This is a genomic window from Hydrogenophaga sp. PBL-H3 (assembly GCF_010104355.1).
Taxonomy (GTDB): Bacteria; Pseudomonadota; Gammaproteobacteria; order Burkholderiales; family Burkholderiaceae_C; genus Hydrogenophaga.
This window is the reverse complement of the sequence record NZ_CP044972.1, coordinates 497,385-508,974: the sequence shown is the minus strand read 5'-3', so window position 1 is coordinate 508,974 and position 11,590 is coordinate 497,385. Positions and strand designations below refer to the sequence as shown.

The following is an 11,590-nucleotide window of genomic DNA, read 5'->3' as shown; positions in this document are numbered from 1 at the left end:
GGGCCGGGCGTGCGGTCAGGTCATCAAGGTCACTGCGGCTGAAAACGTGAAGAAGGCCGCGGCGGTCGACACCAGGATGATGCGGGCGATGCGCCCGTTGTCCGCGCCGAAACGCTCGGCCAGCAGAGAGACGTTGCTCGCGCTGGGCAAGGCCGCCACCAGCACCATCACCGTGAGGGCCATGGACGAGAGCGGTGCGCCGAGCCGGATCGCCACCGAGCCCACCGCCAGCACCAGCAGCGGGTGCAACAGCAGCTTCATCAGCACCACCGGCACATAGTCCGACAGCGGCATCGGGTGGTTCGACCGCATCTGCGCACGCGCCAGCACCGCGCCGATGGTGAACAACGCCACCGGGGAGGCTGCATCGGCCAGCAACCACACGGTCTGCTCCACCGGTTTGGGCAAGGAGACCGCGTACGCGGAAGCCACCGCACCCAGGATGATGGACCAGGGCATGGGATTGGCCAGCACGCCGCGCAACGCCTTCTTGCCCGCGTCCAGCATGGCACGCCCACCCTGGCCTTCGGCTTCGTCCAGTCTTGAAAGCGCGATGCACAGCGAACTGGTGACCACCATGTCGACCAGGATCGTGAGGATCGCCGTGCCCGCCACTTGCGGGCCCAGCAGCGCGGCCAGCAAGGGCACGCCCATGAAACCGGTGTTGGGGAACGCCGCCACCAGGGCACCGATCGAGGCGTCGTTCCAGCGAATGCGTGCGTTCAGGCTCATGACCACCGCGAACGCCACCATCACCAGGCCGCACAGCAGGTACACCCCCATCACCGACGCATCGAGCAGTTCGGTGATCGGCGTGGTGGAGCCGAAGCGGTAGAGCAAACAGGGCAAGGCAAAAAACAGCACGAAACCGTTGAGCCCGGGAATCGCCTCCAGCGGCAGCATGTTGCGCCTGGCAGCCACAAAGCCCGCCAGCACAAGCGCAAAAAACGGGAAGGTGACGAGCAGGATGTTGAGCACGGGGTGATTGTCTCAGGCGCGGCAACCACCCGCCGCGCCTACCCCCTGCCGGTATGATCCAACGCTCTGTTTTCGATGCGCTCACCGTCCCCTTTTTTCCCATGTCCAACGGCTTGAACCTGGCCCAGCTTGAAGCCGTGAACCACCTGGGGGGGCCTTGCCTGGTGCTCGCGGGCGCCGGCTCGGGCAAGACGCGCGTGATCACCCACAAGATCGGCCGGCTCATCCAGGCCGGCCTGGCGGCCGACCGCATCGCCGCCATCACCTTCACCAACAAGGCCGCCGCCGAGATGCGCGAACGCGCCAAGCAACTGGTGGGGCGCGACGCGAAGAAGGTGCTGATCTGCACCTTCCACGCGCTGGGCGTGCGCCTGCTGCGCGAAGACGGCGCGGCACTCGGCCTGAAGAAACAGTTCTCCATCCTCGACACCGACGACATCACCAGCCTGCTCAAGGACTGCGGCGGCACGACCGACGCCGCCACCGCGCGCGGCTGGCAGTGGGCCATCAGCGCCTTGAAGAGCGCGGGCCTGAATTCGGCCCAGGCGCTGGCGCAAGCCAGGGACGAGAACGAGCGCGTGACCGCGACCATCATGGGCCGCTATGAGGAGCGACTGACCGCCTACCAGAGCGTGGACTTCGACGACCTGATCTCGCTGCCCCTCAAACTGCTGACCGAGCACGAAGAGGTGCGCGCGCGCTGGCAGAAGAAGATGGGGCATGTGCTGGTGGACGAATACCAGGACACCAACGCCACACAATACGAGCTGCTGAAACTGCTGGTGGGCGAGCGCGCACGCTTCACCGCCGTGGGTGACGACGACCAGTCGATCTACGGCTGGCGCGGCGCCACGCTGGACAACCTCAAGCGCCTGCCCCAGGACTACCCCGAGCTCAAGGTCATCAAGCTGGAGCAGAACTACCGCTCGACCAGCGCGATCCTGCGCGCGGCCAACAACGTGATCGGGCCCAACCCCAAGCTGTTTCCCAAGACGCTGTGGAGCGACCTCGGCGAAGGTGAACCGGTGCGCGTGGTGGACGCCGACAACGAAGACCACGAGGCCGAACGCGCCGTGGCCCGCATCCAGAGCCTGCGCTCTAACTCGCAGCACAAGGAGTTTCGCGACTTCGCCATCCTCTACCGCGCCAACCACATGGCGCGCTCGTTCGAGCAGTCGCTGCGCCGCGCGCAGATTCCCTACAAGGTCTCGGGCGGGCAGAGCTTCTTTGACAAGGCTGAGATCCGCGACCTCTGTGCCTGGTTGCGCCTGCTGGTCAACAACGACGACGACCCGGCGTTTCTGCGCTCTGCCACCACGCCCAAGCGCGGCATCGGCCACACCACACTGCAAGCGCTGGGCAGCTTCGCCACGCAGTACAAGATCAGCCTGTTCGAGGCGCTGTTCTCGAACTCGCTCAGCAGCGCCCTGCCCGCGCGCGCCGTGGCCACGCTGCATGAATTCGGTCGCAGCGTGAATGAGCTGGAGTACCGCGCCAAACACACCGTGGGCCATGAAGCCGCGCGCGCCTTTCTCACCGAATGGCTCAAGGACATCGCGTACGAGAAACACCTGTACGACAGCGAAGACAACGAAAAGGTGGCGGCCGCGCGCTGGACCAACGTGATGGACTTCTGCGACTGGGTCGCCGGGCGCTGCGGCGGCCAGATCGAGGATGAGGCCGGCGTGCAGGTGGAGGCGGAGCGCAAGAGCCTCATGGAGGTGGTGCAGACCATCGCCCTGCTCTCCACCTTGAGTGAACGCGAGAAAGACCAGAACGTGGTGACGCTCTCCACCCTGCACGCATCGAAAGGCCTGGAGTGGCCCCACGTGATGCTGGTCGGCGTGAACGAAGGCCTGCTGCCGTTCAAGATGGACGAGGAGCCCGGCCAGAGCGACGCCGCCGCCGAGAACATGGCGCAGCGCCTGCAGGAAGAGCGCCGGCTGATGTACGTGGGCATCACGCGCGCGCAGCGCACGCTCGCCGTGAGCTGGCTCAAACGGCGCAAGAAGGGCCGCGAAAGCATCCCCGGCCAGGCCAGCCGTTTCATCAAGGAGATGGCGCTCGACCAGAACACCGTGAAAGAAGACCCGCGCGAGAAACTGCGTGCGCTGCGCGCCGAGTTCGCCCAGCGCGCCACCGACCAGGCCGCGCAAAAGGCCACCGACATCGCCCCATGAACATGCTTCCATCGCGCTGGCTGTCAGCGGCTCTGATCACCTTCGTCGTCATGGCGCCGGCAGCCGCCCAGGCCCCTGCGGTGGGCTGCACACCGCCCGCCGACATGGCGCCCGCCCAGCTCTATGGCCTGTGGCAGCTTGTGCTGTGGCCACAGACCAGCGGCAGCGAAGCCACGCCCACCTCCACCGGCGCGCTCCTGTTCGAGCGCCACCCCGAGTACCCGGGCAGCGTGCGTGGCAACCTCAAGCGCTCCACCGCTGGCAACGACCGCCAGGCCCTGGTCTCCGGCGACGTGACCAGCGGCGAATTCAACCTCGACGAATCCGCCGATGGCGTGACCATGGACGCGGTGTGGGAAGGCAACGTGACCGCCAGCGGCTGCGGCCAGGAATTGCGCGGCATTCGCCGACCCGCCGAAGGCCGCCTGGCGGGCGAGCCGGTGATGAACTTCGTGCTCAAGAAGGCCCCGGGCTGGCGCTGAGCCCAGGCGGCGCGTTCAGCGCGTGGCCTGGTCCAGTTGCTCGGCGCGCTGCTGCTGCGTCTGGTCCATGGAGTGTTGCAGTTGCTGCTGCACCTGCTGCTGCACCGCGCGGCCTTGTTCGATCTCCTGCTGCTTGATCGCACCCGCCGTCGCGGCGGCACCCACGGTCTCCACGCCACAGGCGGTGAGCGTCAACAACGCCAGCACCGGCAACGCGATCCGAAATGCCTTGCAAAACTTCACAGCCCGCTCCTTCGGTGATGGCGGGCATGGTGTGCCCGAACGCCACATTCTGTCGCAGCCCATGCGGCGCGTGAGCGCCCTCAGGCCGCTTCGGTCGCCAGCGCCGACTGCTGGTCGAACCACGCACACAACAGCGTGGTCAGGTGCTCGGGCACATCGTTGTCGAAACTCATCAGCGCGTCGGTGGGCTGCGCGGTCGCGGCGGATTGCAGCACATCCACCAGACATGCCCGCTGCGCATCGCTGACCCGGCTTTCCAGGCGGGCGCCGAGAACCACAAGACACGCGTCCTGCAGCCGCTGCGACCCCAGCACCTGCCAGGCGTAGTCGATCTCGTAGCGCTCCACCGCCTCCTTCAGACTTTCACCATCGAGCCGCGCTTCTTCGGCCACATGGCGCAGGGTTCGGGTGCTGAGCACCTGCATGAACCGGGCGAACAGTTCGTCGCGTCCGGCGATCGGGTGGGTGGCGTTCATGGGAGTCCAGTCGGCAAAGGGGGCAAGCCCCGGGGTCGAGTCCGTGCGGTCGACCCGAAAACGAAAAAGCCCATCGCGGTGGATGGGCTTTTGCGAGAAGTTTGGTGGCCTGGGACGGAATCGAACCATCGACACGCGGATTTTCAATCCGCTGCTCTACCAACTGAGCTACCGGGCCTTCGAGAGAAGCGAGATTGTAGCAGCTTCCGGGACGGCAAATTCGAGCCGCGCGGGACTCAGAGTGCGTTGCGTTTGCTGCGGGCCAGGTCGACGCCAAGCTGCTTGAGTTTGCGGTAGAGGTGGGTGCGCTCCAGGCCGGTCTTCTCGGCCACGCGGGTCATGGAGCCGGCCTCTTTGGCCAGGTGGTATTCGAAGTAGGCCTTCTCGAACTCGTCACGGGTTTCGCGCAGCGGGCCTTCGAGATTGAAGGACTGCGACGACTGAGGTCCCATGTCCATCAAGGGTTCGGGCAGTGTGCTGCCGGTCATGGCGGCTTCAACCGTGAGTTCCATCGACAGGCCAGCGGTCAGGCGAATGGGTGCTGCGGTGGCACTGGTCTTGGGCGGTGTCTTGTTCAGGCCGTGGTCCACGGCCTTGAGCAGCTTGGCCAGGGTGATGGGTTTTTCCAGGAATGCGGTCGCGCCGATGCGCGTGGCTTCCACAGCGGTATCGATGGTGGCGTGGCCACTCATCATGATCACCGGCATCGACAACAGGCCCGTGCTGGCCCACTCCTTGAGCAAGGTCACACCGTCGGTGTCGGGCATCCAGATGTCAAGCAACACGAGGTCGGGGCGCAACTGGGCGCGCACGGCGCGGGCCTGGGCCGCGTTCTCGGCCAGTTCGACCGTGTGGCCTTCGTCGTTCAGGATTTCGGAAAGCAAGTCCCGGATGCCCAGTTCATCGTCTACAACCAGAATTGTTGCCATGGCGCGGTGTGTTTCCCTCGGTACTTGTTGTCAATTGGCAACTGCGAATGATAACGACACTTGTGCGCCGATCACCTTGCCTTCGGTCACGCGGTTGCTCAGGTCCACACGGCCGCCGTGCTCGTCCATGATCTTCTTCACCACGGCCAGCCCCAGGCCGGTCCCCTTGACCTTGGTGGTGACGTAAGGCTCGAAGGCACGCTTGAGAATGTGTTCGGCAAAACCGGGGCCCTGGTCGAGCACGGACAGGCGCACCCACTGGCCGGAGTCGGAGCGGCGGGTGCGCAGCAGCACCTGGGCATCGGGCACGCCGGCCATGGCGTCCTGGGCGTTTTGCACCAGGTTGTGCAGGATCTGGCGCACCTGCTGCGGGTCGGCCTGAGCCATGGGCAGATCGTCTGCAGCTTCCAGGCGCACGGGCACGGCGGCGTTGTCGTAGAGCGAAAGGATGTCGCGCGCCAATGCGTTCAGATCGACGGGCTGCAACTGCGCGGCGGGCAGGCGGGCGTAGTCACGAAACTCGTTGACCAGGCGCTTCATGGCGTCGACCTGGTCCACGATGGTGCGCACCGATTTGTTGAGGATGGCCTGCTCTGCGGGCTGCACCTTGCCGTCGAGTTTCATGGCCAGGCGCTCGGCCGAGAGCTGGATCGGCGTGAGCGGGTTCTTGATTTCATGCGCCAGGCGCCGCGCCACTTCGCCCCAGGCCTTGGCGCGCTGGGCCGAGACCATTTCGGACACGTCGTCAAACACGAGCAGGCGCTCGTTGTTGGGCAGGAGCGCGCCGCGCGCGATCAGGGTGATGCCTTCGTCGAACGGTGTGGTGCCATTGGCGCTGAGTTCGAACGACTGCTGCCAGTACCCGCCTTCGTGCGGCGTCTGGTCGGACAGGAACCGCTCAAACTGCTGCAGCACGCCGGTGGAAAAGGCCTCCAGACCGGGCACTTCGGCCAAGGGCTCGCCCATGTGAACGGCCAGGGGCGTACGCAGGATGCGAGCCGCGCCGGGGTTGACGCTTTGCAGGCGGCCTTGCCTGTCGAGCACCACCACGCCGGCGGTGAGGTTGTCCAGGATGGTCTGCAGGTTGTCGCGCGCGGCGTCCACCTGCTCCATGCTTTGCTGCACAGCGGCCCGCGCGTCCGCCAGGTCCTGCGTCATGAGGGCGAAGGTGCGGGTGAGTCCGGCGAGCTCGTCGCGTGAGGTGAGCGATTTTTTGGGCGAGAGATCGCCCGTGGCCACCTCGCGCATGCCTTCGGCCAGCACCAGCAGCGGACGGATGAGCTGGTTGCCCAGCAGCACCGCGAGCAGCACCGCGCCGAACACCGCCAGGAACAAGGCAAGGGTGAGCGTGCCGATGTACATGCGCCGCAACCCCTCGCGGGCCAGTGCGCGCTCCTGGTATTCGCGGTTGGCCACTTGCACGGCCAGTGCGTCGGCCACCAGCGCGGCTGGCAAGGGTGCCACCACCTGCAGGTAGCGCGGTTCGGTGTTGAAGCCAAAGCTGGGCGGACTGACCAGCGCCAGCACCTTGATGCGCGCCTGTCCGGCGGCGATCACCGCTTCCATCTCTCCGTCTGCGCCTTCGTCCAGTCCCTCGATCTGCGCCACGACCCGCGAACTCCGCACGCTGCGCAACTGGGCAGCACTGGGGCGCTCGGGGCTGAGTTCGAAGCGCGACAGTCCGGAGCTGCCCAGCGCCTGACCCGAGGCGCTCCAGAGAATGAGATCGGCCACGCCGAGTTGCTCGCGCAAGCGCTCCAGCGCGAGCACCGCCGACGAGTTGGGCGCGCGCCCCAAGCCTTCGGCGGCCACCCGGGTCTTGCTGCTGAGGTCGGCGGTGAGCGTGTCCAGCGTGGTGCGTCCGAGGTTGAGGCCCGCGGCCAGCGCGGACTCCACGCGCACGTCGAACCAGCTCTCAATGGAGCGCGAGACGAACTGGTATGAGACGGTGTAGATCAACAAGCCGGGTAGCACGCCGACCAGGCCGATAATGGCGGCCAGCTTGATCAGCAGGCGGCTGCCGAACTTGCCTCGCCTGAAGCGCATGGCCAGGCGCACGCCCAGCCATAAGATGACCAGGAGCAGGAAACCCGCCACGGCAACGTTGATGGCCACCAGCCAGCCGAAGTTCTGCTCATAGAGCGCACGGTTGCGTGTGGCGAGGGTGAGCAGGAACAGCAGCACCATACCCACGCCGGTCATGAACACCAGGCCGGCACCGATGGCCCAACGCACGGCCCCTGGCCGCTTGCGGGGTGTGGGAGTGGTGTGGACTGGGTTCACGGTGGTTGGGGGCGGGCGCGATGGCGCACGGGGGACGTCAGCGGACCGGGGTCGTTGTTTCCGCTTCGGCCCTGGCGCTGGCCGGAACTTCCACGCTGTCGATACCCGGAGCGGCGGGCACCTGCGGTCGATCGGGCTCGGCCCGATGGGGGACGTTGATCCTGTCGCGGACTTCGATGTTCCATTCGCGCTGGTTGCCCACACCGATCTGGAACGGTCGTGGCAACAGGGAAAGATCCAGGCGAAATGCAAACTCGACGTAGTGGTTCTCGTCGGCGGGCAGGCGCGCTGCGTCGATGATTTTCCAGCGCGTGACGCGGGCCACGCCGGCCAGGGCATCGGCCAGTGTGTCGTAGTTCTGGTGCAGGGCGTACTGCAACCCCGCCCCACCGGCGCTGGCGCCGGCGTCGTTGGCCAGGCTCACACGCCAGCGGCGCGTGAGGGGCTGGTAGGCCAGGCGCAAGGTGCGGGTGACGCTGGCGATGCGCCGATCAGCCCAGTACCAGCGCTCGCGGTAGACGTCGGCCTGCCAGACAAAGTACAGCGGCACCGCCTTGAGCAGCACCTCCTCCACCACCTGCTCGGGGGACAACTCCATGCGCCCCGAGAGGTACAACGCCTCGGGTGTGCGCTGCAGGTTGAGCTGGAACACCTGCGGCTTCTGGGCCTGGGCCGGACCCATCATGCCCAAAGCCAGTACCCAAAGGCTGACAAGCCGGGACGCCCAGGAAGCCAGTCGCCAACGGGTCATGCCACCGCTCCACCGCGTCTGGCGCGGCGGCGGATCAAGGCGTCGCCTTGTCGATGCATGTGTAAAAAAATCCGTCATATCCACCCAACGGATTGTCGTTGAACTGCCCCTGCGGGGCGGCTGAACCGGGCAGCAAATGGCCTGGAGAGGGGCGATGCACCGCGTTGGTGTGGCGCTCAAGGAACGCTTGCACCTGATCGGCACCCTCCGCGCGGAACACGGAGCAGGTGGCGTACACCAAGCGCCCGCCCGGTTTGAGCAATGGCCAGAGCGCTTCCAGCAAACCGCGCTGCACGGCCACCAGCTGGTTGACGTCGCTGGCGCGGCGCAGCCAGCGCACGTCGGGGTGGCGGCGAACGATGCCCGAGGCGGTGCAGGGGGCGTCGAGCAGGATGGCGTCGAACGGCTGGCCGTCCCACCAGGCGGCGGGCTTGGCCGCATCAGCGCAGCGCACCTCGGCCTTCAGCCCCAGGCGCTTCAGGGTGTCGTCGACCCGTTCGCAGCGGCGCGCATCTACGTCCAGCGCCAGCAGGTTCACGTCGGCGCACTCCAGCAAATGGGCGGTCTTGCCACCGGGTGCGGCGCAGGCGTCGAGCACGCGGTCGGCCGGACTCCAGTGGCGCTCGCCGAGCAGCAGCGTCGCAGCCATCTGGGCCGCAGCGTCCTGCACCGAACAATGGCCTTGCGCAAAGCCGGGCAGGCGCTCCACCGGTTGCGGTGCGTCGAGCACCAGCCCATCGTCACCCACCGGGGTGGAGGCCACGCCGATCGCCAGCAACGCCTGCTGGTAGGCCGCCCGCCCGACCTGGCGGCGGTTGATGCGCAGCGTCATGGGTCCGGGCTGGTTGTTGGCCTCCAGGATGGCTTGCCAATGATCGGGATGGTCGCGCTGCAGCCGCTCGATCCACCACAGCGGGTGGTTCCAGCGCGCCACCGGCTGGCGCATCGCCGCAGCCATCAACACCGGGCGCTCGCGCAGAAAGCGGCGCAAACACGCGTTGATGAACGCCGCCTGGCGGGTGGTGCCGCGGTCTTGCCGCGCCGCGTCCACGGCCTGGTTGACCACTGTGTGGGCTGCGTAATGCAGGCCACTGGACGACCCGGCTTCGGCGTCTTCCAGCATCAGACTCAAGGCACTGCACAGCAGGGCCTGCACCGCAGCGTCGGGCTTGCGCTGCACCAGCTGCTCAACCAGCTCGCGCGCCGTGCCCAGATGGCGCAACACATGGAAAGTGAGTGCCTGAACACCTGGGCGCAGCTCGGACGCCACCTGCGGCAACACATCGCTGAGCGAGTGCCCTTGCTCCACGGCGCGCACACAACGCGCGGTGTGGCGCAACTGGGTGGCCAGGCTGGGGCCCAGCGGTGCGCCGGATGGGCGCGGGGCAGATGGGGAAGGGGCGGCCGAGGCGGTCAATCGGATTCCGGGCAAAGGTGTGTGGGACCCGCGAGGGTACCAGCACGGCCCGACGACGACGCCACCTCAGACCAGCGTCCAACCCGGGGCGTCGGGGGCAGCTGCGCCCGGGGCGGCACTGGGCTCGGCTTCGCGCTGCAGAGGCAGCGGGCCCAGGTTGCGGCCGTAGATGCGGCGAATCCTCTCGGTGAGTGGCGGATGCGAGTCGAACCAGCCGGCCACCTTGCCCGACTCGTTGGCCACCAGCAGCATGTGCTGCGCCATCGAGCCCACGGCGCGCGTCTCCACGCCCTCGTTCTGCTGGGTCAGGATCTTTCGCAACACACCGCCCAGGCCGTCGCGGCTGCGCGTCCACTGCACCGCGCGCGCATCGGCCAGGTGCTCACGCTGGCGGGAAACGGCCGCCTGCAAGGCGTGTCCCGCCACCCAGCCCAGCCAGCCGGCTCCCATGATGGCCAGGCCGATGAGCGCAGCCGCCATGCGCCGGTCTCGGGTGTCGGGCTCGAACAGCGCCTGCCCCATGCGAAAGAGCATTTCCAACCCGAACACCATGCCGACCAGCCGCATGTTCAGCCGCGTGTCGCCCTCGCCGATGTGGCTGAACTCGTGAGCGACCAAACCCTGCAGTTCGTCGCGCGTGAGGTGCTCCAGCGCGCCCTGGGTGACCGCGACCACCGCATCGTCCTCGTCCCAGCCGGCGGCAAAAGCATTGATACCCTGGTCCCGGGCCACCACCATGGCCTGTGGCTTCGACACGTTGGAGGCGATCGCCATCTCGTCGACGATGTTGCAGAAACGTTGTTCATCGAAGTTGCCCGAGGGCTGGGCCAGCCGCGCACCCAATTGCTCGGCCAGCCGCACACCGCCTCCCGCGCTCAGTCGCGAGGTCTCCACCCACCAACCACCCAGCACGAAGAGCAGCGTGACAGCGGTGTTGACCGCGAAGAAATGGCGCGGGTAGGTCAGCGCGCCCGGCATCCAGAAACCCCAGGTCAGGCCCCAGGCCAGTGCCAGCGCGGCGTTGACCGCCACCACCAGCAGCACCACAGTCAGGCCAAAGGCCAGCAACAGGCGCGTGGTCTCGCCCCGGGCTTGGCGCTGGAACTCAAAGAAGCGCATGGCTGGACCGCGCTCAGGATGGAGGGTCAGATCTCGATGCGCAGGGCTTGGCGCTCCGCCTCGCTGGCGGTGGACTCCAGCATGGCTTGGGGCAGAAAGCCAAACAGGCGCGCCACGATCAGCGCGGGGAACTGTGCGGCAGCGTCGTTGAATTCCAGCACGTTGTCGTTGTAGGCCTGGCGCGCAAACCCGATGCGGTTCTCGGTGCTGGCGAGTTCTTCGCTCAGATCGCGCATGGTCTGGTCGGCCTTGAGATCGGGGTAGGCCTCGGCCACGGCGAACAGCCGGCCCAGCGCGCCACCGAGCAACTGCTCGGCACCCGCGAGGGCGCCCAGCGCGCCCGCGTTGAGTGGGCTGGAGGCCGCCGCCTGTTCAACCGTGCGGGCCTGGTTGCGCGCGGCGATCACGGCCTCCAGCGTCTGCGACTCGTGGGCCAGGTACTTGCGCGCCACTTCCACCAGGTTGGGAATCAGGTCGTAGCGCCGTTTGAGCTGCACGTCGATCTGGCCAAACGCGTTGGCGATGCCGTTCTTCAGCCGCACCAGGCGGTTGTAGGCACCCACGCCCCAGAAGAACACCGCCAGACCCAGACCCAGCAACACCCCCAGCGAAACGGACATCTTCAGCACTCCTTGTTGGCGACCCCGCCCCCCGGCAGGCCGAGCCAATATACCTGCGGCCACCATCCACGCGCAGGACGGCACCATGAAAAAGGCCCCCAGCCGGATGGCT

At 67.0% G+C, this 11,590-nt stretch carries 11 protein-coding genes and 1 tRNA gene; 2 read left to right on the top strand and 10 right to left on the bottom strand.

Translation table 11 applies throughout. The features are described 5' to 3' along the window. Positions 1–15: 15 nt before the first annotated feature. Positions 16–978 (bottom strand): AEC family transporter, encoded by a 963-nt coding sequence (locus F9Z44_RS02435; RefSeq protein WP_159603280.1) that lies wholly within the window; start codon positions 976–978, stop codon positions 16–18. Between the two features lie 101 nt (positions 979–1,079). Here F9Z44_RS02435 and F9Z44_RS02430 point away from each other — a divergent pair, with 101 nt between their 5' ends. Next, positions 1,080–3,158: an ATP-dependent helicase gene (locus F9Z44_RS02430; protein ID WP_159603278.1), complete on the top strand. Its 2,079-nt coding sequence runs from the start codon at positions 1,080–1,082 to the stop codon at positions 3,156–3,158. After that, entirely contained in the window at positions 3,155–3,640 is a 486-nt protein-coding gene (locus tag F9Z44_RS02425; protein ID WP_159603276.1) for a hypothetical protein, read from the top strand. The genes F9Z44_RS02430 and F9Z44_RS02425 overlap by 4 nt, the downstream gene beginning before the upstream one ends. Positions 3,641–3,655: 15 nt before the next feature. Here F9Z44_RS02425 and F9Z44_RS02420 read toward each other — a convergent pair whose 3' ends face one another. The 9 genes from F9Z44_RS02420 to F9Z44_RS02380 form a co-directional block, all read right to left on the bottom strand. Beyond that, positions 3,656–3,883: a hypothetical protein gene (locus tag F9Z44_RS02420; RefSeq protein ID WP_159603274.1), complete on the bottom strand. Its 228-nt coding sequence runs from the start codon at positions 3,881–3,883 to the stop codon at positions 3,656–3,658. Between the two features lie 80 nt (positions 3,884–3,963). Further along, entirely contained in the window at positions 3,964–4,359 is a 396-nt protein-coding gene (locus F9Z44_RS02415; RefSeq protein WP_159603272.1) for a hypothetical protein, read from the bottom strand. Positions 4,360–4,461: 102 nt separating this feature from the next. Continuing rightward, positions 4,462–4,537 (bottom strand) — tRNA-Phe (locus tag F9Z44_RS02410). 58 nt (positions 4,538–4,595) lie between these two features. Then, positions 4,596–5,288, bottom strand: a complete 693-nt coding sequence (locus F9Z44_RS02405; protein WP_159603270.1) for a response regulator — start codon at positions 5,286–5,288, stop codon at positions 4,596–4,598. 30 nt (positions 5,289–5,318) lie between these two features. After that, on the bottom strand, positions 5,319–7,571 hold the full coding sequence (locus tag F9Z44_RS02400) for a sensor histidine kinase (protein ID WP_236574230.1): 2,253 nt from the start codon (positions 7,569–7,571) through the stop codon (positions 5,319–5,321). Between the two features lie 37 nt (positions 7,572–7,608). Beyond that, entirely contained in the window at positions 7,609–8,322 is a 714-nt protein-coding gene (locus tag F9Z44_RS02395) for a DUF4390 domain-containing protein (RefSeq protein WP_159603268.1), read from the bottom strand. Between the two features lie 34 nt (positions 8,323–8,356). Further along, the gene (gene rsmB, locus F9Z44_RS02390; protein ID WP_442907235.1) at positions 8,357–9,739 is read right to left on the bottom strand and encodes a 16S rRNA (cytosine(967)-C(5))-methyltransferase RsmB; all 1,383 of its coding nucleotides are present in this window, start codon (positions 9,737–9,739) and stop codon (positions 8,357–8,359) included. 66 nt (positions 9,740–9,805) lie between these two features. Continuing rightward, complete coding sequence (locus F9Z44_RS02385; RefSeq protein WP_159603266.1) at positions 9,806–10,858, bottom strand: M48 family metalloprotease; 1,053 nt, start codon at positions 10,856–10,858, stop codon at positions 9,806–9,808. Between the two features lie 26 nt (positions 10,859–10,884). Next, complete coding sequence (locus tag F9Z44_RS02380; protein WP_159603264.1) at positions 10,885–11,478, bottom strand: LemA family protein; 594 nt, start codon at positions 11,476–11,478, stop codon at positions 10,885–10,887. Between the last annotated feature and the right edge of the window lie 112 nt (positions 11,479–11,590).